The organism is Burkholderia sp. MSMB617WGS (assembly GCF_001532025.2).
Lineage (GTDB): Bacteria > Pseudomonadota > Gammaproteobacteria > Burkholderiales > Burkholderiaceae > Burkholderia > Burkholderia savannae.
In genome coordinates, this window is record NZ_CP013457.1 from 1,241,898 (window position 1) to 1,267,311 (window position 25,414).

Consider the following 25,414-nt stretch of genomic DNA (forward strand, 5'->3'; position numbering starts at 1 on the left):
CTGATCCTGAGTCAGACCGCGACGGCCCGCCGGGCGGCTGCTGCCGTGCGATTCGCGCGGCGCGTGCGGGCGAGAGCGGTCGCGTCGGGATGCGTCGTGCGCGGCGCTCGCCGGGGCGCGGTGGCAGCCGCGGCGCGCGCGCGCTTGGCGTCTCGGCGCGACGAACGCGTGATCGCGGCGCTCGTCCGCGACGTGCTGCACGTGAAGCTCGCGCAGCCGGCTCGATCGCCGTGGCCGGAGGCAATGCGGCCGAAGACGACGAGGGACACGCCGCGGACGCGGCAACGGCGAGCGGCGGCGCGCATCGGCTGCGCGTCGCGACGGCGCGCGGCGGACGGGCGGACTCGCGGCGAACCGGCGCGGCGCGCGCCGTCGTCAGGCCGGGCGCCTCGCGCCTTGATGCGCGGGGCGGCGCGGACAGGGCCGCGGCGGGAAATGCGGATGGTTTGCGTTGTCATGGCGAATCCACGGGACATTGCGGATCAGGCGCGCGTTACGCAGGGTCGAGAGGCTCCCGCCTCGCGCACGTAGATCGCCATCCGGAAACGAAGATAGCACCGCAAAAAAATGGCGGCATGGCCTGGCAATGATGCGGGCTATTCGGCGGCGATCATGATGCACGTAGGATTCGCGCGCCCGTCCGAAGTTGCCGGGCGGCGGGAAACCATTGCCCCGCGCGGGTCGCGGCGGGGCGGGACGCGGATGCGGCGCCGCCGGCGCGCGTCGGCTCCCGGGCCGCCGCGCTCGGGAAAACGAGCAGCGGCCGAGCAGCGGCGGCGCGGAGCGATCTATCGCGATCCCCATGCGCCGCCGCGCCGACGCAGGTCAGCGCAGCCGGCCGCGGTGGCGCAGCAGGCTCACGGCGACGGGCACGACGATCAGCACGAATGCGATCAGCGCCCAGCCGGGCAGCAGGATGCCGAAGATCGGCGGATAGACGGTCTCGCACAGCCCGGCGACCTTGAACACGCCCGGCAGCCAGTGCGCAGGCGGCAGGCTGTCGACGATCGGCTGCAGCGCGTCGAAGCCGCAACTGAAGCCTGGGTTCAGTTGCACGTACAAATGGCGCGCGGCGGTGCCGACGCCCGCGGCGGCCGACAGCACGATGAGCGCCTCGGTCACCACGATGCCCGCGCCGCTCGTCATGCCCGCGCCGATGAACGCGAACAACGCGATCAGCACGAAGAAATAGCGCTGGATGATGCAAAGCGGGCACGGATCTTCGTTTTTCACGTACTGCAGATAAAGCGCGCCGGCCAGAAGCGCGAGGCACACGAGGCCGAGCAGCACGAGCAGGCGCCGTTCGCGGCGCAGCGAGAGCATCAGGTTGTTCATCGAAACGGGATTCCTTCGAGCGGTCAGGAAAATGAATCGTCGGATTTTAACGCGAACGCCGCGCCGTCTTCGGGCGGCGGCGTCAGCGGATCGTCGCGAGCACCGCTTCGACCGCCTGGCCGATCGCGAGCAGCGCGTCGTCGCGATGCGGCGCGGCGGCGAGCATCAGGCCGACGGGCGCCGTGTCGCGCGGATGGCACGGCAGCGACAGCGCGCAGGCGTCGAGAAAGTTGAACGCGCTCGGGTTGCGCAGCACGAGCGCGTTCGTGCGCGCGAACGCGTCGTCGTCACGCTCGAGCTCGTCGATGCGCGGCGGCGCGACGGGCACCGTCGGCGCGACGAGCGCGTCGAAACGCTGCCACACGGTGCGCGCCGCTTCGTCGATGAGCGCCGCGCGCGCGGCGACGAGATCGAGATAATCGGTGGCGCTCGCCGGCTCGCCCTTCAGGATGCGCGCGAGCACGCGCGGATCGTACGCGTCGCGGTGGCGGGCGATGAGCGGGCGATGCCACGCGTACGCCTCGATCGACGAAAAGCCGATGCGATTGATGTCGGGCAGCGTGTCGAGCGGCGCGAAGCGCGCTTCCGACACGATCGCGCCCGCGGCTTCCAGGTGCTTGAGCGCCGTGTCGAGCGACGCCGCGACGTGCGCGTCGACGCCGTCCGTCACGTAGTTCGTCAGCACGCCGAGCCGCACGCCTTCGAGCGGCCGCGCGGCGCTCACGTGCGGCTCGAGGCCCGCGAGGACCCGGTCGACGAGCGCGCAGCACGCAACCGACACGCCGATCGGGCCGAACGAATCGAGCGTCGCCGACAGCGGCACGCCGCCTTGCCTCGGAATCCGGCTCGAGGTCGGCTTGAAGCCCGTCAGTCCGCAGAGCGCGGCGGGTATCCGGATCGAGCCGCCCGTGTCGGTCGCGAGCGCGACGGCGGCCATGCCGTCCGCAACCGACGCGGCCGCGCCCGACGACGAGCCGCCCGCGATCCGCTCGTCGCCGGGCACGCCGCGCCGGTACGGCGAGCGCGGCGTGCCGTAGTGCGGATTCAGGCCCAGGCCGGAGAACGCGAACTCGCTCATGTTCGTGCGGCCGACGAGCACGGCGCCCGCGCGCTTCAGGCGGGCGACGGCGATCGCGTCGGTGGTCGCGGGGGGCGCATCGGCGAGCACGCGCGATCCCGCGCGCGTGACCTGCCCCGCGATGTCGAACAGATCCTTCACCGACACCGGAATGCCCGCGAGCGGCGACAGCACGGTGCCCGCGGCGCGCAGGCGATCGTGCGCGTCGGCGGTCGCGCGCGCGCCTTGCGCATCGACCTCGGTGAACGCGACCGCGCCCTGTCCCGCCGGATCGGCGATCCGTTCGAGCGCGGCTTCGACGAGCGCGCGGCTGGTCGTCGTGCCGGCGGCGAGATCGGCGGCGAGCCGGGCGAGCGGCGGGAAGGGGGCGAAAGTGGTCATGGCGGTATCGGGCTCGATCGGGTTGGCGACGCGCCGCGCGAAGCGCGCTCGGCACGACACGTCACGCCACGGCACGGCACGTCGCGTCGCGTCGCGTCGCGAAGCCGCGCGTGCGGCGTGCGACGCTCGGGTTCGCGCATTGTAGAACAGCGTTGCGGCGCGGGGTTGTGTCCGGCGGCTCGCCGCTTCGCGTGCGCGGCTCGCGTCGGCCGACGCGCAGGATGCCGATTCGCCGCGCGGCGGCGAATCGGATCGCAGCGGTGGCGTTCGGGCGTGCGGACATGCGGCCGTTGCGATATCCGAACGACGTTTGCGGTCGACTGCAGGTTCGTGTGAGGTTCATTCGCGTGCGCCGTCAGCCGATGCGAGATTGCATGCGAGCCGCGCATGAAGTCAGGGGGCGAAGCGCCTGGGCGGCGCATCGCGATGCAGTTTGCCGACGCGCCCTCTATGCGAGCTCGACGCGCACGCGCGCCGTTTCGCACGCCGAATCATGCGCGTCGTCGCGCGATTGCAACGTGCGTCGGCGTGAATTCGACACAACATTGCAACAATATTGACGAAACGCTGTCGGTTTGCCGCCGATCGTGTACTGAAGCATAATGAATTCTCGTTGATTCTCCGCGTGACCGACGCGCCAGACCTTCGTCATGAGCGAAAACACGTCCGCAAGAGCCGAGCAGTCCGGTTCTGCCTCTTCTTCCGTTGCGACGTCTTCCGGCCACGCCGGCGCGGCATCGTCTTCCGTTTCCGACAATCCGACCGTGGGCGCGACCGTTCACGTCGGCGCGTTCGCCGCGCAGATCGCGGCCGCGCAGGACGTCGGCGACCCCGGCTCGGCGCCGACCGATACGATTGCCGAGCCCGGTGCGCCCGGCGTCGGCCCGGGCGGCCCGGGCGCGCGCCCAGCCGCCGCGTCGGCCGGTTCATCGGCCGGTTCATCCGCCGCCGCGCCGCCGGGCGCGACGGCCGCCGGCGCGGCTTCCGCCGCGAGGGCAGGCTCGCCGCCGCCCGGCTTCGGCGCGCCGCCCGATTTCGAGGCGTCGCGCCCGCCGCCCGCGAGCGCCGCGCCGCCTGCGCCGCCCGCGTACCTGAAACAGAGCGATACGCCGTGGTCGGTGTTCGGCCGGATCATCGCCGCGCGGGCGCGCCGGCTGTTCGACCGCGCCGGCCAGCGGATCACGCAACGCACGCTGCGCATCGGCGTGTCGGCGCGGATCTTCCATCCGGAGCCGGGCGCGCCGGGGCTGCGCGGCAAGACGCTGCAATATCTGGAGGAATCGATCGCGCACTGGGTGATGTCGCGCGACGTGCTCGTGTTCATGATTCCGACCGTCGGCCATCAGGGGATGCTGCACCCGAGCAACATCCGGCTGCGCGACTACGCGAAGCATCTCGACGGGCTGCTGCTGCAAGGCGGCGCCGACGTGTCGCCGCAGACGTACGCGGCTTCCGACGCGTATTCCGAGTGGCCCGGCGACCGCGTGCGCGACATGTACGAGCTTGAGCTGCTGCACGAGTTCATCGAGTCGGGCAAGCCGGTGCTCGGCGTGTGCCGCGGCTGCCAGCTGATCAACGTCGCGTTCGGCGGCTCGCTCTATCAGGACATCGCGACCGACGTGCCGACGGCGGGCGCGCACGTGAGCGAGCACTACGACCAGCACCGGCACGCGATCCGCTTCCCGGACGGCTCGACGCTCGCGAACATGTTCCCCGGCCGCCGCGAGGCGATCGTCAACTCGATCCACCATCAGGCGATTCGCGATATCGGCCGCGATCTGAACATCGAGGCGGTGTCGGCGGAAGACGGGATCATCGAGGGAATTCGTTATCGCCGCGCGCCGTTCGTCGTCGGCGTTCAGTGGCACCCGGAGTTTCATCGCGCGGGCGGCCCGGAGCTGCTCGACTGCACGCCGCTTCTCGACACGTTCCTGCGCGCGGCGCGCGAGACGCGGCTGTAGCCGATCGGCGCGCGACATCCTCGGCACGAGACGACATGACGGGCCGCACGCGGGTGCGGCCCGTCGTTCGTTCGGCATCCGGAGCGTCGAAGCGTCGGAGAGTCGGAGAGTCGGAGAGTCGGAGAGCGGCGGTGCGGCCGCGTGATTCTCGCGGCGCGACGCCGCATCGCTCACACGATAAACGCCGGAAATCCCGGCGTATTCGTCAGTTTTCAAAATCCTTTCGAACGACTTCGCAAGTGACGCATCGACGCATCCCGCCGCCGTTCGCAGTAAGATGGCAGGCGCCGTGCAGCGCATCATCGATCTGCACCGCCCCCGGCGCGCCGGGGCAAGAAACACGATGTGATACGCGCCGCATGCCGCTCGATCGGCCGCGGCGCAGCCTTATCGAGAGAGACATGTCTACAGCGTCCCCCGCAATACAGCAGGAATCCAAGGCCAGGACCGTGTTCCGCGTCGTCAGCGGCAACTTCCTGGAGATGTACGACTTCATGGTCTACGGCTACTACGCGTCAGCGATCGCCAAGACCTACTTCCCGAACGGCAACGCGTTCGCGTCGCTGATGCTGTCGCTGTCGGTGTTCGGCGCGGGCTTTCTGATGCGCCCCGTCGGCGCGATCGTGCTCGGTGCCTACATCGACCATCACGGCCGCCGCAAGGGCCTCATCCTGACGCTCGCGCTGATGGCGCTCGGCACGCTGACCGTCGCGACGATTCCGGGCTACGCGACGATCGGCGTGCTCGCGCCGATTCTCGTGCTGCTCGGGCGGCTGTTGCAGGGCTTTTCGGCGGGCGTCGAGCTGGGCGGCGTGTCGGTGTACCTGTCCGAGATCGCGACGAAGGGCAACAAGGGCTTCTACACGTCGTGGCAGTCCGGCAGCCAGCAGGTGGCCGTCGTGTTCGCCGCGTTCGTCGGCGTGCTGCTGAACCGCGCGCTGCCCGTCGAGCAGATGACGGCGTGGGGCTGGCGCATCCCGTTCCTGATCGGCTGCCTGATCGTGCCGTTCCTGTTCCTGATCCGCCGTTCGCTGAAGGAGACCGACGAGTTCCTCGCGAAGCGCCGCCGCCCGAGCATGGGCGAGATCATGAAGTCGATGCTCGAGAACTGGGGCGTCGTGCTCGCGGGCATGGGGATGGTCATCATGACGACGGTGTCGTTCTACATGATCACCGCGTATACGCCGACGTTCGGCAAGGAAGTGCTGCATCTGTCGGCGATCGACGCGCTTGTCGTGACCGTTTGCGTCGGGCTGTCGAACCTCGTCTGGCTGCCGCTGTCGGGCGCGCTGTCCGACCGGATCGGCCGTCGTCCGGTGCTGATCGCGTTCACCGCGCTCACGATCCTCACCGCGTATCCGGTGATGCAGTGGCTCGTTGGTTCGCCGTCGTTCCTGCGGCTGCTGACGGCCGAACTGTGGCTGTCGTTCCTGTACGGTTCGTACAACGGCGCGATGGTCGTCGCGCTGACCGAAGTGATGCCGGCCGACGTGCGCACCGCGGGCTTCTCGCTCGCGTACAGCCTCGCGACGACGATCGGCGGCTTCACGCCGGCGATCTCGACGCTGCTGATCCACGAGACCGGCAACAAGGCGGCGCCGGGCCTCTGGCTCGGCCTCGCGGCGATCTGCGGGCTGATCGCGACGCTCGTGCTGTACCGGTCGCCGGAAGCGCGCAATCAGTACAAGACGGCTTGAGCGAACGTGCGGCCCGGCGCGAGCGGGCCGCGATGGACGAAGCGGAAAACGGAGCGCCTAGCGCTCCGTTTTTTTGTTTGGGCGAAGCGATTTGCGGCGGCGGAGCGTGGCGGCGGCGAGGATCGTTGTCGCGAGCCGTGGCGGTATGCGGGCGCGGCATCGACAATATTGCGGCACGAAGGCACGAAGGCACGAAGGCACGAAGGCACGAAGGCACGAAGGCACGAAGGCACGAAGGCACGAAGGCACGAAGGCTCAAAGGCTCAAAGGCTCAAAGGCTCAAAGGCTCAAAGGCTCAAAGGCTCAAAGGCGAGAAGGCGAGAAGGCGAGAAGGCGAGAAGGCGAGAAGGCGAGAAGGCGAGAAGGCGAGAAGGCGAGAAGGCGAGAAGGCGAGAAGGGCGCGAATTCCACCTATAACGGCGCGGCGCGCCCTGCACGAGCGACGATTCGCGGATACGACGCTCGAACGGCCGAAGGCGGTCCCGCACGAATGCGCGCGAGCCGTCACCCGCGCGCGATCTCGGCCGCGACCGTCGCGACCACATCGTCCCAGCGTCCCGGCTGCGATTGCCGGACGAGCCGCGCATGCGGATACCACGGACTATCGTCGCCCGTGCTCCAGCGCCAGTCGGCGGCAACGGGCAGCATCAGCCACAGCGGCTTGCCGAGCGCGCCCGCCAGGTGCGCGAGCGCGGTGTCGATCGACACGACACCGTCGAGCCGATCGACGAGTGCAGCCGTCGCCGCGAAATCGGTCAAGCCATCGAGGCGATGGATGCGCGCCGCATGCGGATGCGCGTCGAGCGCCGTGCGCTCGGCGTCCGACAGCGCCGGCTGCAGCACGATCCAGTCGACGCCGGCGAGCGCGAAGAGCGGCGCGAGCGTGTCGAGCGGCACCGCGCGGTTTTCCTGCACCTGAGCGCTGCCGGACCACGCGAGCCCGAGCTTGCGCTTCGCGTGTCCGCCGAGCGAGCCGCGGAAGCGGCGGCGCGCGGCATCCGGCACGTCGAGATACGGCGTGCGGGACGGGATCGCGTCGTATTCGAGGCCGAGCGCGAACGGCAGGCTGAGGAGCGGACAGACGAGATCGGCCGCGGGCATGCGTGCCGTATCGGTCGGCACGACGCTCACGCGCCAGCGCGCGGCCATCGTCTCGACGAGCGGCAGCAGCGCCGGCTGGACCTGCAGGATCAGCCGCGCGCAGCGCTCGCGCGCGAGCGGAACGAGCCGCACGAACTGCAGCGTGTCGCCGAAACCCTGTTCGGCGCGCACGAGCAGCGTGCGGCCTTCGATCGGCTCGCCTTGCCAGCGCGGCAGCGGCCCGAGGGGCGCCGCGCCCGGCAGCGCATGCCGCGCTTCATACGCGGGCAGGCCGCGCGCGAAGTCGCGCAGCGTGAGCAGCGTGACCGCGCGATGCATTTGCGCGAGCGCATGCGCGGGATCGAGCCGCAGCGCCTGGTCGAATGCGCGCAGCGCCATCTCGTGCGCGCCGAGCGCGTGGTGCGCGGTGCCGAGATTGAGCCACGCGAGCACGAACGACGGATCGAGTCCGACCGCGCGCTCGTAATGCGGCAGCGCGTCGCGATGGCGGCCGAGCGCCGCGAGCGCGTTCGCGAGCCCGAACAGCGCGAGCGGAAAGCGCGGCTGCAGCGCGAGCGCGGATTCGAACGCGGGCAGCGCCTGCGCATGCCGGCCGATCGCATCGAGCGCGTTGCCGAGATTGAAATGCGCGGCGACGAAGCGCGGCTCGGCGGCGAGCGCCGCGCGAAAATGCGAGATCGCTTCGTCGGTGTTTCCGAGCGCGGCGAGCGCCATCCCGAGGTTGTTGTGCGCGCCCGCGTGGCCGGGACGCAGCTCGAGCGCGCGGCGAAACGCCGCGAGCGCGTCGTCGTGCCGGCCGAGCGCGTTGAGCGCGTTGCCGAGGTTGTTGTGGATCGATGCGTCGCCGGGCGTGAGCGCGAGCGCGCGCTCGAACGCGTCGACCGCGTCGTCGTGACGCTCCTGCGCCGCATACGCGTTGCCGAGGTTGTAGTGCGCGAGCGGGAACGTCGGCGCGAGCGTGAGCGCGTTGCGAAAGCGCTCGATCGCGTCGTCGAGGCGACCGAGCGCCTTGAACGCATTGCCGAGGTTCAGTTGCAGCGCGGCGTCGTCCGGACGCAACTCGACCGCGCGGCCGACGAGATCGGCCGCTTCTTCGTGCCGGCCCTGCTGATGGCGCAGCACGCCGAACAGGTGCAGCGCATCGGCGTCGGCGGGGTTGGCCGCGAGCGCCGCCCGATAGCCGTGTTCGGCGACGTCGAGCCGGCCTGCGCGGTGTGCGGCGAATGCGCGGTCGAAAGCGGATTCCATGACGCGAGACAAACGGGAAACCTCGCATTTTCCCACACCTCGGACGGCGCCCGCCGATTCGGGGGCGCGCCGCGCTATGGATGCGGCGAGGCGGCGGGCGTAGACTGCGAATGTTGCGTATCGACGAGGTCTTTATGGCAGTCGTTCCGCTCGCCACTCCTCCCGTCCTGATCGTCGGCGCCGGGCCGACCGGGCTTGCCGCCGCGCTCTGCCTCGCCCGCGCCCGCGTGCCGGTGCGGATCGTCGACAAGGCGGCGCAGCCCGCGCGCTTTTCACGCGCGATCGGCATCCAGGCCAGAACGCTCGAGCTCCTCGAGCAGCAGCGCGTCGTCGAACGGTTCGTCGAGCTCGGGCATCGCGCGCGTGTCGCGATCCTGTACTCGGGCGGGCAGCGCATCGCCGAGCTCGATTTCGATCCGTTGCAAACGCGCTATCCGTACCTGCTGTTTCTCGACCAGACCGTCACCGAGCGGCTCTTGACCGAGCATCTCGCGACGTTCGGCGTCGAAGTCGAGCGCGGCGTGACGCTCACGCACTGCACCGATCCGGACGGCGTGCTCGATGTCCGCCTGCGCCACGGCGACGGCCGCGAGGAGAGCCTGCAGCCGTCGTACGTCGTGGCCGCCGACGGCGCGCACAGCACCGTTCGGCATCTGCTCGACGTCGAATTCGTCGGGCATGCGTTCGAGCAGACGTTCATGCTCGCCGATCTCGATGTCGACGCCGACTGGCCGGACGACGAGATTCATTTGTTCACGACGGGCGACGGCATCGCCGGATTGTTTCCGATGGGAAACGGGCGCTACCGGCTCGTCGCGGATCGACCGCCGCGCAACGGCGCGCTCGACGACGAGCACGGGCCGTCGCTCGAACTGTGTCGCGAGATCGTGCGCGCGCGCGTGATGCCCGAGCTGAAGATCGGCGATCTCGCGTGGTCGTCGTATTTTCATCTGCACAGCCGGATGGTCGCGCAACTGCGCCGCGGGCGCGTGTTCTTCGCGGGCGACGCGGCGCACGTGCACAGCCCGGCGGGCGCGCAGGGGATGAACACGGGCATCCAGGAGGCATTCAATCTCGGCTGGAAGCTTGCGCGGGTGCTGGCCGGCAACGCGCCCGAGCGGCTGCTCGACACGTATCACGACGAGCGCCATCCGATCGAGCGCGACGTGCTGCGGCAGACGAGCTTCGCGACGCAGGTCGTCGAGGCGGGGCGCGGGCCGCTCAGGCTGCTGCGCGAGCACGTCGTGCCGATTCTCGCGTCGTTCGGGCCGCTGCGGGATGCGGCGCGCCGCACGGTCAGCGAGCTTGCGATCCAGTACCGGAAGAGCCCGCTCACGCTCGAGCGCGTGCTCGACGGCGGGCCGCGCGCCGGGGAACGCGCGCCGGATGCGCTCGTGCACGTGCTCGACGGGCCGCTCGGCAAGGCGCCCGGCGTCGCGCGCCTCTTCGATCTGCACGATCCCGCGCATTTCACGCTGCTCGTGCTCGAGCCGCGCTCGGCCGTCGACGACACGCTGCCGTCGGACCCCGGCGAGGACGGCCGCACGCTTGCCGGCGCGCTCGAGCGGATCATGCCGGGCGCGGTGCGCTGCTGGCGCCTGACGGACGCGCAAGGCGAGGGCGCGCCGCTGCTGAGCGATGCGTACGGGGGCGCGCGGCCGGCGTTCTATCTGCTGCGGCCGGACGGCTATGTCGCCGCGCGCGGCCGCCCGGCGACCGATGCGAGCGCGTTGCTGCACCATTGCGAGACGTGGTTTTCGGGGATGCGGCTCGAGACTTGAGGGCGACGGCGCGCTCGACGCAAGCGCCAGGCGCGCGGCCGCGCGACGAGCGGCGCCGCCGTCTCGCCGTCTTGCCTTGCGGTTGTCGTGTCTTTGAAGCGGGCGAGCGTTGCGTCGTCGCGATGCGGCGTCAACGCGAACGCGGCGATGGGGGCGGCGTGCGCGAAGCGTCAGCGCCGATCCGCGCGATGCGGCGTCTGTCCGCACGCGATGCTGCGAGCAGCGAGCGCGTGTCGTTCGCGCGGCACGGCGGCGTCGCGCGCGTCGCGACGCGCGCCTGCGGCCGCCTATGCGGCGCGCGGCGTTTCGGGCGCGGGCGCCGGTTCGAGCGATGCGCGGTGCCTGTCGATCGCCTCGCGAACGATCGGCGCGACGCTTGTCGCGGCCTCGTCGTTCGGATCGTCGAGCGCCGCGAGGAGCGCGCGCCGCATCCGCGGCTCCCAGAAGCGCCGGATGTGATCGGCGACGCCCGCGACCGCCTCGTCGTGATCGGGCATCGACGCGAAGAACGCGCCGATCTGGTTGGCCATGTCGATCAGGTGTCGGCTTTCCATGTCGACCTCACTTGCCCGTTGCCGTCGCCGTTGCGCTCGACGTCGCCGGCGCGCTCGCCGTCGTGCGCCGCTCGAGCAGCGCGAGCTGCTCCGCGCGAAAGCGCGTGTACGCGCGCTGCCACTCGGACGGCTGCGCGACGGGCGCGACCTGCACCGCCGTCACCTTGTATTCCGGGCAGTTGGTCGCCCAGTCCGAGCTATCGGTGGTGATCACGTTCGCGCCGGATTCGGGGAAGTGGAACGTCGTGTAGACGACGCCCGGCTGCATCCGCTCGGTCACGAGCGCGCGCAGCACCGTCTGCCCCGCGCGCGATTCGACGCCGACCCAGTCGCCCGACCTGATTCCGCGATCGTTCGCATCGTGCGGATGGATCTCGAGCCGGTCCTCGTCGTGCCAGCGCACGTTCTCCGTGCGGCGCGTCTGCGCGCCGACGTTGTACTGCGACAGAATCCGGCCCGTCGTCAGGATGAGCGGGTAGCGCGGCGTGACCTTCTCCGGCGACGCGATGTACTGCGTGATCATGAACTTGCCCTTGCCGCGCACGAAGTGATCGACGTGCATCGTCGGCGTGCCTTCGGGCGCCGCGTCGTTGCAGGGCCACTGCACGCTGCCGAGCTCGTCGAGCAGCGCGTACGACACGCCTGCGAACGTCGGCGTGAGGCACGCGATCTCGTCCATGATCTCGGACGGATGCGCGTAGCGCATCTCGTAGCCGAGCGCGCGCGACAGCATCAGCGTCACCTCCCAGTCCGCATAGCCGGAAAGCGGCTTCATCGCGCGGCGCACGCGCGAGATCCGGCGCTCGGCGTTCGTGAACGTGCCGTCCTTTTCGAGGAAGGTCGCGCCCGGCAGGAACACGTGCGCGTACTTCGCGGTTTCGTTCAGGAAGATGTCCTGCACGACGAGGCATTCGAGCGACGACAGCGCGGCCGCGACGTGCTGCGTGTTCGGGTCCGACTGGACGATGTCCTCGCCCTGGCAGTAGAGGCCCTTGAAGCTGCCGTCGAGCGCCGCGTCGAACATGTTCGGGATGCGCAGGCCGGGTTCCGGCTGCAGCGTCGTCGACCAGGCCTCGTCGAAGAGCGCACGCACCGCGGCGTCGCCGATGTGCCGGTAGCCGGGCAGTTCGTGCGGGAACGAGCCCATGTCGCACGAGCCCTGCACGTTGTTCTGTCCGCGCAGCGGGTTCACGCCCGCGCCCTCGATGCCGAGGTTGCCCGTCGCCATCGCGAGATTCGCGATGCCCATCACCATCGTCGAGCCCTGCGCATGCTCGGTCACGCCGAGCCCATAGAAGATCGCGGCGCGCCCGCCCGTCGCATACAGGCGCGCGGCGGCGCGCACGGCGTCGGCCGGCACGCCCGTGATGCAGGCCGTCGCCTCGGGCGAATGCTCGGGCCGCGCGGCGAACGCGCGCCACACGTCGAACGCGTGCGGCTCGCAGCGTTCGGCGACAAACGCCTCGTCGACGAGCCCTTCGGTGACGATCACGTGCGCGAGCGCGTTGACGAGCGCGACGTTCGTGCCGGGGCGCAGTTGCAGATGATGGACGGCCTTCACGTGCGGGCCGTCGACGAGATCGATCCTGCGCGGATCGATGACGATCAGCTTCGCGCCCTCGCGCACGCGGCGCTTGAGCCGCGAGCCGAACACCGGATGGCCGTCGGTCGGATTCGCGCCGATCACGACGATCACGTCGGCCGAGCCGACTGACGCGAACGTCTGCGTGCCCGCCGATTCGCCGAGCGTGACTTTGAGCCCGTAGCCCGTCGGCGAGTGGCACACACGCGCGCAGGTGTCGACGTTGTTGTTGCCGAACGCCGCGCGCACGAGCTTCTGCACGAGATAGGTTTCTTCGTTCGTGCAGCGCGACGACGTGATGCCGCCGATCGAATCGCGGCCGTGCTTGTCCTGGATGCGGCGGAACTGCGCGGCCGCATGGCCGATCGCTTCGTCCCAGCTCACTTCGCGCCACGCATCGGTGATTTTCTCGCGGATCATCGGTTTCGTGATGCGGTCCTTGTGCGTCGCGTAGCCCCATGCGAAGCGGCCTTTCACGCACGCATGGCCTTCGTTCGCCTGGCCGTTCTTGTGCGGCGTCATCCGCACGACCTGGTCGCCCTTCATCTCCGCCTTCAGCGAGCAGCCGACGCCGCAATACGCGCAGGTCGTGACGACCGCGTGCTCGGGCTGACCGAGCAGCGCGACGCTCTTCTCGACGAGCGTCGCGGTGGGGCACGCGGCGACGCACGCGCCGCACGATACGCACTCCGAATCCATGAACGCGTCGCCCGCGCTCGCCGCGACGCGCGATTCGAAGCCGCGCGCGGCGATCGTCAGCGCGAACGTGCCTTGCGTCTCCTCGCATGCGCGCACGCAGCGGTTGCAGACGATGCACTTCGACGGGTCGTAGCTGAAGTACGGATTCGACTCGTCCTTCGCGTCGCGCAGATGGTTCTTGCCGTCGAAGCCGTAGCGCACCTCGCGCAGCCCGACTGCGCCCGCCATGTCCTGCAGCTCGCAGTCGCCGTTCGCCGCGCACGTCAGGCAGTCGAGCGGGTGATCGGAGATGTAGAGCTCCATCACGTTGCGGCGCAGGTCCTGCAGGCGATCGCTTTGCGTGCGCACCTTCATGCCGGCTTCGACGGGCGTCGTGCACGACGCCGGATAGCCGCGCCGGCCCTCGATCTCGACGAGGCACAGGCGGCACGAGCCGAACGGCTCGAGCGAATCGGTCGCGCAGAGCTTCGGCACGTTGATGCCGGCCTCGATCGCCGCGCGCATCACCGACGTGCCGGCCGGCACCGTCACCGTGCGGCCGTCGATGTCGAGCGTGACGTCGGTATCGGCGCGGCGCGCCGGCGTGCCGTAGTCGGTGTCGTCGAACGGATCGGCGCGGCGCGCCTGCGCCGCGCTCTTGCACGCGCACTGACCGGAGCCGCAGCCTTGCCGGGGCGAATCGAAAGCGGAAGAGGTCATTGGGACTCCTGCTGTCAGGCCGCGGCCGACGCAGCGTTTTTCGCGCGCGCGGCGAGGCCGAAATCTTCGGGGAAGTGATCGAGCGCGGACAGCACCGGGTACGGCGTCATGCCGCCCATCGCGCAGAGCGAGCCCGCCGTCATCGTGTCGCAGAGCTCGCGCAGCAGGCGCACCTGCTTTTCCGACGTGTCGCCCGCGCGGATCTTCGCGATCGTCTCGACGCCGCGCGTCGAGCCGATCCGGCACGGCGTGCACTTGCCGCACGATTCGAGCGCGCAGAAGTGCATCGCGTATTCGGCGAGCGCGGCGAGGTTCGACGTGTCGTCGTGCAGCACGATGCCGCCATGTCCGACGACGGCGCCGATGGCCGCATACGCCTCGTAGTCGAGCGGGATGTCCCATTGACTGTCGGGCAGGTAGGTGCCGAGCGGGCCGCCGACCTGCGCGGCGCGCGCCGGGCGCCCGCTCGCGGTGCCGCCGCCGAAGTCGAACAGCAGCTCGCGCAGCGTGACGCCGAACGCGAGCTCGACGAGCCCGCCGCGCTTCACGTTGCCCGCGAGCTGGAACGGCAGCGTGCCGCGCGAGCGGCCCATCCCGTAGTCGCGGTAGAACGCCGCGCCGCGCGCGAAGATGATCGGCGCGGTCGCGAGCGTGATCACGTTGTTGATGACGGTCGGTTGTCCGAAGAGTCCCGCGAGCGCGGGCAGCGGCGGCTTCGCGCGCACGACGCCGCGCTTGCCTTCGAGCGATTCGAGGAGCGCCGTTTCCTCGCCGCACACGTACGCGCCCGCGCCTTTCGCGACGTGCAGCTCGAACGCGTGCGCGGTGCCGAGCACGCTCGCGCCGAGCCAGCCGGCGGCACGCGCGCGGGCGATCGCTTCGCCCAACGCCGCGATCGCGTGCGGATATTCGCTGCGCACGTAGATGTAGCCGATCGTCGCGCCCGTCGCGACGCCCGCGATGATCATCCCTTCGATCAGGCAGTACGGATCGCTTTCCATGATGAGGCGATCGGAGAACGTGCCGGAATCGCCTTCGTCCGCGTTGCAGACGACGTATTTCTGCGCGGCCGCGGCTTCGCGCACGGTCCGCCATTTGACGCCCGCCGGAAATGCGGCGCCGCCGCGTCCGCGCAGGCCCGATTCGACGAGCGTCTCGCAGGCGGCGGCGCCGTCGAGCGCGAGCGCATTCTTCAGGCCTTCGAGCCCGCCGTGCGCGACGTAGTCGTCGATCGACAACGGATCGGTGATGCCGATTCGCGCGAACGTGAGCCGCTGCTGGCGCTTCAGGTACGGCATTTCGTCGACGATGCCGACGCGCGCCGGGTGTTCGCCGCCGTCGAGCCAGCCGGCGTCGAAGAGCGCGGGGACGTCGGCCGCCGTGAGGTTCGCGTAGCCGACGCGGCCCGCGGCCGTGCCGATCTCGACGAGCGGCTCGAGCCACAGGAGCCCGCGCGAGCCGTTGCGCACGAGCTCGATCGCGGTGCCGCGCGCGGCCGCCTCGGCCTCGATCGCGCGGGCGAGCGCGTCTGCGCCGACCGCGAGCGCCGCGGAATCGCGCGGCACGTAGATGCGCGTGCTCATGCGGGCTCCTTCGCGCGGACGGCCGCGTCGAAGAGCGCGTCGAAGCGCGCGGGCGACATCTTCGCGTGGAGCGTGTCGTTGATCGTGAGCGACGGCGACTGCGCGCAAAGGCCGAGGCAGTAGACCGATTCGAGCGCGACTTCGCCGCCGTGCTCGCCGTCGATGCGGCAGCCGGCGCGCGCCTGCGCGTGCGCGACGAGCGCCTCGCCGCCCATGCTGCGGCACGCTTCCGCGCGGCAGAGCCGGATCGTCACGCGCGCGGGCGGCGCGGTGCGGAAGTGGTGATAGTAGGTCAGCACGCCGTGCACTTCGGCGCGCGACAGATTGAGCGCCTTCGCGAGCGGCTCGACACATGCGGGCGGCACGTAGCCCGCGTCGTCCTGGATCGCATGCAGGATCGCGACGAGTGATTTGCCGGGTTGCGCGTGTGCGCGCACGAGCGCGTCGGGCGCGACGGAATGGGGGGACATCCGGTTGCCTCCTCCGAAGTCATATATGCGCTTTGGGTTCATATGGAGCGCAAACAGACTTTGAGATATTGATATGAGTCAACGATAAATCGATAGAATGACGGCTGCAATAGGAAACGGGATTGCATAAATGATTCGAGTCGAATGCGACGCGCATTTGATCGTGCGCGACAACGGCGGCCGCACCGCGAGCCTGACTGATGTGGCACCGCTTCTCGAACTCGTCGCGGCGACGGGCAGCATCGCGCAGGCGGCCGAGGCGAAAGGGCTGTCGTACCGGCACGCGTGGGGGCTTCTGCGCGCGCTCGAGGCGTGCGTCGGCGGCGCGCTGATCGAGACCGTGCGCGGCAAGGGCTCGTCGCTGTCCGAACTCGGGCAGGCGGTCGTCGCTGCGCAGCGCCTCGCGGGCGAGCGCCTCGACGGCAACCTGCGCGCGCTCGCCGCCGAGGTCGCGAGCGGGCTGAACCGGCGGCTCGTGCGGCACGCGGGCGCGCTGCGGATTCATGCGTCGCACGGCTACGCGGTCGCGGCGCTCGTGTCAGCGCTCGTCGAAGCCGGCTCGCCCGTCGACATCAAGTACCGCGAGAGCGTCGAGGCAATGCGCGCGCTCGCGGGCGGCGAATGCGATCTGGCGGGGTTTCACCTGCCGCGCGGCGTGTTTCGCGCGCACTGCGCGCAGATCTACCGGCCGTGGCTCGACGATGCCGATCACGTGCTGATTCATCTGACGCGCCGCAAGCAGGGCCTGTTCGTGTCGCGCGGCAACCCGAAGCGGATCGAGGGCCTCGCCGACCTCGCGCGCGGCGACATCCGCTTCGTCAACCGGCAGCCGGGCTCCGGCACGCGGATGCTGCTCGATCTCGCGCTGCGCGACATCGGCATCGATCCGGAGCGGATCGACGGCTACGCATCGGCGGAGCTGACGCATTCGGCGATCGCCGCGTTCGTCGCGAGCGGGATGGCGGATCTCGGCTTCGGCGTCGAGCCTGCCGCGCGCCATTTCGGCCTCGATTTCATACCGATCGTCGACGAGGACTATTACTTCGCGTGCGAGCGCTCGCGGCTCGGCGATGCGCCGCTCGCGGGCGCGCTTTCGCTGCTGCGAGACGACGGCTACCACGCCGCCGTCGCGCGGCTCGACGGCTATGATCCGGGCGCGTGCGGCACGCTCGTCGACGTGGCGGCGGGCCTCGCGGGCACCGCCGACGGCGCGCGCGCGAGCGGTCACGGACGGTAACGAAGCGGGTATGCGAGCGGCGCTGCAAGGCGCGCGCATTTGCGTTACGCTTGCCGCTTACTTTCGTATGAGCCAAAGCGCCGACCGGCGCCCGACACACCGATGAAGCTCCTGACCCATCTCGCCGTCGCGTCCGCCGCCGCGGGCGCGCTCGCCGTGGCCGCGACGGTCGCGTTCGCGCAGAACTCGCCCGGCGTGCCGGGCGGCATCCTGAATGACCAGTTCCGGCTGAACGAGCATCCGCAGATGCAGTTCGCCGCGTCGGCGCCGTCGAAAAAATATCAGAGCGGCAAGAAATCGGATCTGCGCAGGAAGGGCGACATAGGCGATCCGAACGGCTGCAACCTGAAGTGCCCGATGAATTGACGGCGCTCTTGCGCGGCGCCGACCGAGGTGGCCGCGCGAGATGCGCGGCGGATGCACGCCGGCCGCGCAGCGCATCCGGCGGGCATGCGTGGCACGACGCATGAGATCGCCCGCTGACGAACGAAGCGAGGACAGGCGAACGCGAACGCCGTAAGCGACGGCGCCGGCTCGCCGCCGGCATGACGTCAAGCGGCCGTCGAGGGCGGCCGCGCGCCCGGCCACGCATGGCCGATCGGCGACGGGGAACCCCAGAAGTCCGCACAGCGCTGCAGCCGGTAGACGGCCGCGGGCGGCACGTTCGCCCATGCTATGCCGATGCGCTCCGCGCGAATGCCGATCGCCGCGAGCCGGCTTGCGGGAATCGGGCAGCGAGGCAGATAGGTGAACTGATAGAACGCGCCGCCCGGGCCGAGGTGCATCGCGAATGCGCCATGCACGATCGCAACCGCCTGCTCGACGGGCATCGCGACGAGCGGCAGGCCGCTGACGACGGCGCTCGCACGCGCGTCGCCGAACAGGCCGCGCGTGATGCCGAGTTCGGCCGCATCCATGTTCATGACCCGCAGGTCGGGAAAGCGGCGACGCAGCGTCGCGGCGAACGCCGGATCGGCTTCGACGAGCACGAGCCGCTCGGCGGCGACGCCGCGCGACAGCAACTCACGCGTGAAGACGCCCGTGCCCGCGCCGAGTTCGATCACGCGCGCGCTGTCGCCGGGAATCTGGGCGGTCATCAGCATGGCGAGCGCGGGACCGGACGGCGCGAGCGCGCCGACCTGACGGGGATTGCGCAGCCATGCACGCAGGAAGAGCGCGAGTTCGGGAATCCGCATGGTTGGTTCCAGGGGAATTGAGCGGCAAGCTGTCACGGCGCCGTTCCGATGAAATCGGCTTCGGCTTTGCGACCGGCAAGCTAGCCTGCCACGATCAAAAACACAGGCCATCGTGTATTACCCGCTGTGTTGCGCTGGCGCATGCCGCGCATTGCCGACGCGAATCGGCCGCGACGCGGTCGATCGGATCTGGCGAAGAGGCCGGATGCGGACGAAGGGCGGCACGCGCGGAATGCGCCGCTCGCGCCGACGATCGACGAAAGCGCGGCGCGAGACTATCGCGGCAAAAAAAAGCCCTTGCGGAACAAGGGCTTCGGGGTATTCGGTGGGGCGCAGGATGTCGAGTACGTCAGGCGGCGTCAGGTTCGCCATTGGCTTGCCGCCGATCCACGGGAAGGCGTCCACCTCTAGGCGGCGCAAGATACGGTCTCCGTGACTGTCCGACCATGTCGGCGCGTATTTCGCGTGCCACTCGCGCGCGATGGCTTCGAACGAGTGTTCCGCGTTGAGACGCTGGGTGCGCTTCTCGGCTTTCTTGGCTTCGCCTGGATCAATGTTCGCCGCCAGTTTTTCGCGTGCGGCATCCCGCTTTTTGCGCGCTTCTACCAGCGAAACTTCCGGATAGGTGCCAAACGCCAAGCTCTTCTCTCTGCCGCCGAATCGATATTTCAAGACCCATCGCTTTCGCCCTGCTGGGGTGACAAGCAGGAACAGTCCGCCGCTGTCGAATAGCTTCTGCTGTTTTTCCATGGGCTTGGCGCGGCGGATCGCCATATCAGTCAGTGCCATGCGCGTTCCTTTGCTGGCTGAGGATGAATGGGGTTTGGGGGTTGTCGATTGATGGAGGGCTGGAGAGCCCCCAGAAAAACCCCCGGTTTGGGGTTGTTTCTACCGGACAACGTTGGGCGTAGTTTGCAATAAAAAACCCCGCGAAGCCAAGCTGGGCGGGGTTTTCTGGGTAAAGACGGGTAACGCTAGGCAGGAAAATGGTGGAGGCGGCGGGAATCGAACCCGCGTCCAGAAGCGGTCCACGACCAGTTCTACATGTTTAGTTCTGTCTTTTGATTTAACCGTGACGTCGCGGACGAACACGCTCCGTTGCGGCGATTCACTAAGTTTTCGACCCGGCCGTCGTGACGCCGGCAAGGCTTAACTGACGTATATGACCTCTGTCGGTATTGCTACCGGTCTTGCGACACTAGCCCGTCAGTGAACTAGGCAGAGGACGGCGGCCCTTAGGCTGCCAGTGCGAACGTATCGTCGTTTGCAGTTACGTTTTTCCCATTGATTAACGAGGTGACGGGTCCTCGACATGCCCTAGCCGCTTCACAACCCCTGTCGAAACCAGGTCGCCCCCAGCGGATTACACATTATAGCGCAACGCGCGCAGCAATCGCTCCAGTTCGTCCGTTGTCTCGACGAGATGCTGCGCTTGCCACTCGGCGGGCACGGTGCCGTCGCCGCAATAGCCGTACGCGGCCGCCACCGTTGGCATCCCGGCCGCGCTGCCTGCCTGGATGTCGCGCAGGTCGTCGCCGACGTACACGATCCGCGCGGGCGCGAGCGACAGCCGCTGCGCCGCGTACAGCAGCGGCGCCGGATGCGGCTTCGGGTGCGACGCCGTGTCGCCGCTGACGACGCACGCCGCGCGCCCGGCGAGGCCGAGCAGTTCGACGAGCGGATCGGTGAACCGCGCGGCCTTGTTCGTCACGATGCCCCAGCGCACGCCGCGCGCGTCGAGCGCGTCGAGGAGCGCGCCGATGCCCGGAAAGAGCGTCGTCTGCACGCACAGGTCGGTCGCGTAGTTCGCGAGGAATTCGTCGCGCAGCGCATCGTATTCCACGTCCGCCGGCGCGATGCCGAACGCGCCGCCGATCAGGCCGCGGGCGCCCGCCGATGCGAGCGGACGCAGCGCGTCGAGCGGCGTTTGTGCGACGCCGCGCGAGCGCTGCATCTTGTTGACTGCGGCGGCGAGGTCGGGTGCGGTGTCGGCGAGCGTGCCGTCGAGATCGAACAGCACGGCTTCGCATGCATCGAGGCGCGGCTCGTCGGTCGGCGACGCGGCGAAGGAGGGCGAGGATGAGCTCATGGACGAGATCGGAACGGGTGGCGGGTCAGGCGCTGCGGCGGCATGCGACGAGATAGTTGACGTCGGTGTCGTTCGATAGCGTGAAACGCTTCGCGAGCGGGTGATACGTGATGCCCTTGATCTCGACGGTCTGCAGATCGGCTGCGCGCACGAAGCGTGCGAGCTCGGATGGCCGGATGAAGCGCGCGTAGTCGTGCGTGCCCTTCGGCAGCATCTGCGCGATGTACTCGGCGCCGATCACGGCGAGCAGGTACGACTTCAGGTTGCGGTTCAGCGTCGAGAAGAACACCCAGCCGCCCGGCTTCACGAGCGTCGCGCATGCGGCGACGATGTTCGCGGGCGACGGCACGTGCTCGAGCATCTCCATGCACGTGACGACGTCGTACGTGCCCGGTTCGCGCGCGGCGAGCGCTTCGGCCGCGATCGCCTCGTAATCGACGGTCACGCCGCTCTCGAGGCTGTGCAGATCGGCGACGCCGAGCGCTTCCGTCGAGAGATCGATGCCCTTGACCTGCGCGCCGAGCGACGCCATCGATTCGGACAGGATGCCGCCGCCGCAGCCGATGTCGACGATGCGCTTGCCCGGCAGATGCGCATGCGCGTCGATCCAGTTCAGACGCACCGGATTGAGGTCGTGCAGCGGCTTGAATTCGGCGTTCGGGTCCCACCATTTGTGGGCGAGGTCGCTGAATTTCTGGAGTTCGTGCGGATCGGCGTTCGTCATGTCGGCAAGCGGATGCGGGAAAGAGGGCGGCGGCGCGCCCGTCAAGCCACGAGTATATAAGCTAAGCGGGCGAGGTCGCCAGGAACGCGGCCGAGCGATGTCCGGGCCGCGTCAATGAAAAAGCCCCGCCGAAGCGGGGCTTTTGAAGCAGATGCGATCGATCCGCGGCTTACTGCGCCGGAACGGTCGTCTTCTGCACTTCCTGCGTACCAACCACTTCGACTTCCACGCGGCGGTCCGGTGCGAGGCAGGCGATGAGCTGCTTGCGGTTCTTCTGCTTGCAGGTGTTGCCCGTGACCGGGTTGCGCTTGCCCTTGCCTTCCGTGTAAACCTTGTTCGCCGGAACGCCCTTGCTGACAAGGTACGACTTGACGGCTTGCGCACGGCGCAGCGACAGACGGTCGTTGTACTTGTCCGAACCGATGCGGTCGGTGTAGCCCGTGGCGACGACCACTTCCACGTTCATGCCTTGGATCTTCGAGGCCAGTTCGTCAAGCTTCTGCTTGCCGGCCGGCTTCAGGATGGCCTTGTCGAAGTCGAACAGCGTATCGGCTTGGTACGTAATCTTCTGGCTCGTGATGACCGGAGCAGCCGGTGCAACCGGGGCCGGTGCCGGTGCCTGGGCGACCAGTGCGCCATCGCACTTCGCGTTGGCGGTGGCCGGCGTCCAGAACGCATCGCGCCAGCAGAGCTCGTTCGTGCCGTTCATCCACACCCATTCGCCCGTGCCATTCACCCAGTTGTCATTCACGGCTTGACGCGACGCCGGCACCGACTGTGCCGAAGCGGATGCAGCCATAACTGCGGTAGCTGCAATGAACGCGAGCTTTGAAAGTTTATTCATATTTCTCCTCTCGAAATTGAGATTACCGCAGGTTTACTGCGAGCCTGTTGACGATGACAAGTCATACATTGCTCGAAGTATAACATTGGTGCGGCACAAAAAACGCGGCACCGCTCTGTGTAGACTTCGAGCAGCGTCTAACTTTCAGTGCGTTGGCATTTTGCCATATCGTTCCCTTCCCACGAAAAAAAATCCTCCCCACCCTAAGATCGGTCTATCGATTGTGGCGCGAGTGCAACACCGCTTGCCGCATGTTTTGGAAATTGTCAAGTCTGTTGGCGGGGAATTGCAGATTTTTTGAAATGCGAACCTTTCGTTGATCGTTTTGTGTTTTTTTGTGCGTGCGGCGGGGCGAGGTGGCGGCGAAGCGGCCGCGCGAGTTTCGCCATTCTTATATAGAGGGGCCGCGTTGGGGCGGGTTGGGGCGCATGTTAGAATCGCACGTTGCGTCGCGCGAGCGGCGCCCACGCGAAAGGCGGCCCCGTCTTCGCTCCGAAAAGATACGGATACATGGATCAATTCGCCAAAGAGACCCTGCCCACCTCCCTCGAGGAGGAAATGCGCAAGTCGTATCTCGATTACGCCATGAGCGTGATCGTCGGACGTGCCCTTCCGGATGTCCGCGATGGCTTGAAGCCCGTGCACCGGCGCGTGCTGTTCGCAATGCACGAACTGAACAACGACTGGAACCGGCCTTACAAGAAGTCCGCGCGTATCGTCGGCGACGTGATCGGTAAGTACCACCCGCACGGCGACACCGCGGTCTACGACACGATCGTCCGGATGGCCCAGGACTTCTCGCTGCGCTACATGCTCGTCGACGGCCAGGGCAACTTCGGCTCCGTCGACGGCGACAACGCGGCCGCGATGCGCTACACCGAAATCCGGATGGCCAAGATCGGCCACGAGCTGCTCGCGGACATCGACAAGGAAACCGTCGACTTCGGCCCGAACTACGACGGCAGCGAGACGCAGCCGCTCATCCTGCCGTCGCGGATTCCGAACCTCCTCATCAACGGTTCGTCGGGGATCGCGGTCGGCATGGCCACCAACATTCCGCCGCACAACCTGAACGAGGTCGTCGACGCGTGCCTGTATCTGCTGAACAATCCGCAGGCGAGCGTCGACGAGCTGATCGAGATCATCCCCGCGCCGGATTTCCCGACGGCCGGCATCATCTACGGCGTCGCGGGCGTGCGCGACGGCTATCGCACGGGGCGCGGCCGCGTCGTGATGCGCGCGACGACGCACTTCGAGGAGATCGACCGCGGCCAGCGGATGGCGATCATCGTCGACGAGCTGCCGTACCAGGTCAACAAGCGCTCGCTGCTCGAGCGCATCGCCGAGCTCGTCAACGAGAAGAAGCTCGAGGGCATCTCCGACATCCGCGACGAGTCCGACAAGAGCGGCATGCGCGTCGTGATCGAGCTCAAGCGCGGCGAAGTGCCCGAGGTCGTGCTGAACAACCTCTACAAGGCGACGCAGCTGCAAGACACGTTCGGCATGAACATGGTCGCGCTCGTCGACAACCAGCCGAAGCTCCTCAATCTGAAGGAAATCCTGCAGTGCTTCCTGTCGCATCGACGCGAAGTGCTGACGCGGCGCACGGTCTACGAGCTGCGCAAGGCGCGCGAACGCGGCCACGTGCTCGAGGGCCTCGCCGTCGCGCTCGCGAACATCGACGAGTTCATCGCGATCATCAAGGCCGCGCCGACGCCGCCGATCGCGAAGCAGGAACTGATGGCGAAGTCGTGGGATTCGTCGCTCGTGCGCGAGATGCTGACGCGCGCCGAGACGGAGAACGCGGCGGCGGGCGGGCGCGACGCGTACCGCCCGGAAGGCTTGAGCCCGGCGTTCGGCATGCAGGGCGACGGCCTCTACAGGCTGTCCGATACGCAGGCGCAGGAAATCCTCCAGATGCGCCTGCAGCGTCTGACGGGCCTCGAGCAGGACAAGATCATCGGCGAATACCGCGACGTGATGGCGCAGATCGCCGATCTGCTCGACATTCTCGCGCGGCCCGAGCGGATCACCGTGATGATCAGCGAGGAGCTGAACGCGGTGAAGGCCGAGTTCGGCGACGCGCGCCGCTCGAAGATCGAGCTGAACGCGACCGAGCTGAATACGGAAGACTTGATCACGCCGCAGGACATGGTGGTGACGATGTCGCACGCGGGCTACGTGAAGTCGCAGCCGCTGTCGGAATATCGCGCGCAGAAGCGCGGTGGCCGCGGCAAGCAGGCGACGCAGATGAAGGAAGACGACTGGATCGAGACGCTCTTCATCGCGAACACGCACGACTACATCCTGTGCTTCTCGAACCGCGGCCGCGTGTACTGGGTCAAGGTCTACGAGGTGCCGCAGGGCTCGCGCAACTCGCGCGGCCGTCCGATCGTCAACATGTTCCCGCTGCAGGACGGCGAGAAGATCAACGTCGTGCTGCCCGTCAAGGAATTCTCGGCCGACAAGTACGTGTTCATGACGACGGCCTTGGGCACCGTCAAGAAGACGCCGCTCGAAGCGTTCAGCCGGCCGATGAAGAAGGGCATCATCGCGGTCGGCCTCGACGAGGGCGACTACCTGATCGGCGCGGCGATCACCGACGGCGCGCACGACGTGATGCTGTTCTCCGACGCCGGCAAGGCGGTGCGCTTCGACGAGAACGACGTGCGTCCGATGGGCCGCGAGGCGCGCGGCGTGCGCGGGATGCAGCTCGACGAAGGTCAGCAGGTGATCGCGATGCTCGTCGCGGGCAGCGAGGAGCAATCGGTGCTGACCGCGACCGAGAACGGTTTCGGCAAGCGCACGCCGATCACCGAGTACACGCGCCACGGCCGCGGCACGAAGGGGATGATCGCGATCCAGACGTCCGAGCGCAATGGTCGCGTGGTGGCCGCTACGCTCGTCGACGCCGAGGATCAGATCATGCTGATCACCACGGCGGGCGTGCTGATCCGCACGCGCGTGTCGGAGATCCGCGAGATGGGACGGGCGACGCAAGGTGTTACACTCATCAGTCTCGATGAAGGCACCAAGCTTTCGGGTCTGCAGCAGATCGCCGAGGCGGATGCCGATCCCGACGACGACGACGCGTCGGAGGGCGGCGACGCCTGAGCCGGTTGTGACCGTCGAGCCGCCGCCCGGCGCGCACGCAA

Annotated in this window: 19 protein-coding genes, 1 other RNA gene and 1 pseudogene; 6 read left to right on the forward strand and 15 right to left on the reverse strand. The window is 68.5% G+C overall.

The features are described 5' to 3' along the window. Positions 1-11: 11 nt before the first annotated feature. From WT60_RS33455 to WT60_RS34355, 4 genes are all read right to left on the reverse strand, one after another. Entirely contained in the window at positions 12-476 is a 465-nt protein-coding gene (locus tag WT60_RS33455) for a hypothetical protein (protein WP_145986744.1), read from the reverse strand. Between the two features lie 349 nt (positions 477-825). Beyond that, a complete protein-coding gene (locus WT60_RS06180) occupies positions 826-1,335 on the reverse strand; it encodes a disulfide bond formation protein B (protein ID WP_038745639.1) in 510 nt (169 codons plus the stop codon). Between the two features lie 82 nt (positions 1,336-1,417). Beyond that, positions 1,418-2,794 carry an amidase gene (locus WT60_RS06185; protein WP_060356895.1) on the reverse strand — a complete coding sequence of 459 codons (1,377 nt, stop codon included), beginning with the start codon at positions 2,792-2,794 and terminating at the stop codon, positions 1,418-1,420. A gap of 448 nt (positions 2,795-3,242) precedes the next feature. Then, positions 3,243-3,551, reverse strand: a complete 309-nt coding sequence (locus WT60_RS34355; RefSeq protein ID WP_082759533.1) for a hypothetical protein — start codon at positions 3,549-3,551, stop codon at positions 3,243-3,245. Between WT60_RS34355 and WT60_RS06200 the strand changes: the two genes are divergently transcribed. Beyond that, positions 3,445-4,755 (forward strand): type 1 glutamine amidotransferase, encoded by a 1,311-nt coding sequence (locus WT60_RS06200; RefSeq protein ID WP_060356863.1) that lies wholly within the window; start codon positions 3,445-3,447, stop codon positions 4,753-4,755. The two genes, WT60_RS34355 and WT60_RS06200, sit on opposite strands and share 107 nt — an antisense overlap. Positions 4,756-5,156: 401 nt before the next feature. Beyond that, positions 5,157-6,452 (forward strand): MFS transporter, encoded by a 1,296-nt coding sequence (locus tag WT60_RS06205; protein WP_038745634.1) that lies wholly within the window; start codon positions 5,157-5,159, stop codon positions 6,450-6,452. A gap of 504 nt (positions 6,453-6,956) precedes the next feature. On the opposite strand, the gene WT60_RS06215 is transcribed toward WT60_RS06205, so the two are convergent. Then, positions 6,957-8,801, reverse strand: coding sequence for a tetratricopeptide repeat protein (locus WT60_RS06215; protein ID WP_060356864.1), 1,845 nt, complete (start codon positions 8,799-8,801; stop codon positions 6,957-6,959). Positions 8,802-8,935: 134 nt separating this feature from the next. Here WT60_RS06215 and WT60_RS06220 point away from each other — a divergent pair, with 134 nt between their 5' ends. Then, positions 8,936-10,582, forward strand: a complete 1,647-nt coding sequence (locus WT60_RS06220) for an FAD-dependent monooxygenase (RefSeq protein ID WP_060356865.1) — start codon at positions 8,936-8,938, stop codon at positions 10,580-10,582. A 287-nt stretch (positions 10,583-10,869) separates the two neighbouring features. Here the strand turns inward: WT60_RS06220 and WT60_RS06225 are convergent, their stop codons facing one another. Genes WT60_RS06225 through WT60_RS06240 form a run of 4 tightly spaced genes read right to left on the reverse strand, consistent with a single transcriptional unit; the run spans position 10,870 to position 16,169 of the window. Continuing rightward, positions 10,870-11,136, reverse strand: a complete 267-nt coding sequence (locus WT60_RS06225) for a formate dehydrogenase subunit delta (RefSeq protein WP_038745628.1) — start codon at positions 11,134-11,136, stop codon at positions 10,870-10,872. Between the two features lie 7 nt (positions 11,137-11,143). Then, the gene (gene fdhF, locus WT60_RS06230; RefSeq protein WP_060356866.1) at positions 11,144-14,116 is read right to left on the reverse strand and encodes a formate dehydrogenase subunit alpha; all 2,973 of its coding nucleotides are present in this window, start codon (positions 14,114-14,116) and stop codon (positions 11,144-11,146) included. A 14-nt stretch (positions 14,117-14,130) separates the two neighbouring features. After that, positions 14,131-15,699, reverse strand: a complete 1,569-nt coding sequence (locus WT60_RS06235; protein ID WP_060356867.1) for a formate dehydrogenase beta subunit — start codon at positions 15,697-15,699, stop codon at positions 14,131-14,133. Then, positions 15,696-16,169, reverse strand: a complete 474-nt coding sequence (locus tag WT60_RS06240) for an NAD(P)H-dependent oxidoreductase subunit E (RefSeq protein WP_038745622.1) — start codon at positions 16,167-16,169, stop codon at positions 15,696-15,698. Before WT60_RS06240 ends, WT60_RS06235 begins: the two co-directional genes overlap by 4 nt. Positions 16,170-16,299: 130 nt before the next feature. Here WT60_RS06240 and WT60_RS06245 point away from each other — a divergent pair, with 130 nt between their 5' ends. Both WT60_RS06245 and WT60_RS06250 read left to right on the forward strand, forming a co-directional pair. Beyond that, positions 16,300-17,406, forward strand: coding sequence for a substrate-binding domain-containing protein (locus WT60_RS06245; protein WP_059584535.1), 1,107 nt, complete (start codon positions 16,300-16,302; stop codon positions 17,404-17,406). Between the two features lie 102 nt (positions 17,407-17,508). Beyond that, complete coding sequence (locus WT60_RS06250) at positions 17,509-17,772, forward strand: hypothetical protein (RefSeq protein ID WP_038745619.1); 264 nt, start codon at positions 17,509-17,511, stop codon at positions 17,770-17,772. Between the two features lie 185 nt (positions 17,773-17,957). Here WT60_RS06250 and WT60_RS06255 read toward each other — a convergent pair whose 3' ends face one another. The 6 genes and pseudogenes from WT60_RS06255 to ompA all read right to left on the reverse strand — a co-directional run bounded on the left by WT60_RS06255 (position 17,958) and on the right by ompA (position 22,259). After that, on the reverse strand, positions 17,958-18,602 hold the full coding sequence (locus tag WT60_RS06255) for a methyltransferase domain-containing protein (protein WP_038745617.1): 645 nt from the start codon (positions 18,600-18,602) through the stop codon (positions 17,958-17,960). 330 nt (positions 18,603-18,932) lie between these two features. Then, positions 18,933-19,391, reverse strand: a pseudogene (locus WT60_RS06265) (Arm DNA-binding domain-containing protein); the annotation flags it as partial. Between the two features lie 198 nt (positions 19,392-19,589). After that, positions 19,590-19,959, reverse strand: a transfer-messenger RNA (tmRNA) gene (gene ssrA, locus WT60_RS06270). A gap of 6 nt (positions 19,960-19,965) precedes the next feature. Beyond that, entirely contained in the window at positions 19,966-20,691 is a 726-nt protein-coding gene (gene gph, locus WT60_RS06275) for a phosphoglycolate phosphatase (RefSeq protein WP_038745613.1), read from the reverse strand. Positions 20,692-20,716: 25 nt separating this feature from the next. Continuing rightward, a complete protein-coding gene (gene ubiG, locus WT60_RS06280) occupies positions 20,717-21,415 on the reverse strand; it encodes a bifunctional 2-polyprenyl-6-hydroxyphenol methylase/3-demethylubiquinol 3-O-methyltransferase UbiG (RefSeq protein WP_060356868.1) in 699 nt (232 codons plus the stop codon). 169 nt (positions 21,416-21,584) lie between these two features. Further along, positions 21,585-22,259 (reverse strand): outer membrane protein OmpA, encoded by a 675-nt coding sequence (gene ompA, locus WT60_RS06285; RefSeq protein ID WP_006025709.1) that lies wholly within the window; start codon positions 22,257-22,259, stop codon positions 21,585-21,587. A 510-nt stretch (positions 22,260-22,769) separates the two neighbouring features. On the opposite strand from ompA, the gene gyrA reads away from it, so the two are divergent. Beyond that, positions 22,770-25,373, forward strand: coding sequence for a DNA gyrase subunit A (gene gyrA / locus WT60_RS06295; RefSeq protein WP_038745609.1), 2,604 nt, complete (start codon positions 22,770-22,772; stop codon positions 25,371-25,373). Positions 25,374-25,414: the final 41 nt, after the last annotated feature.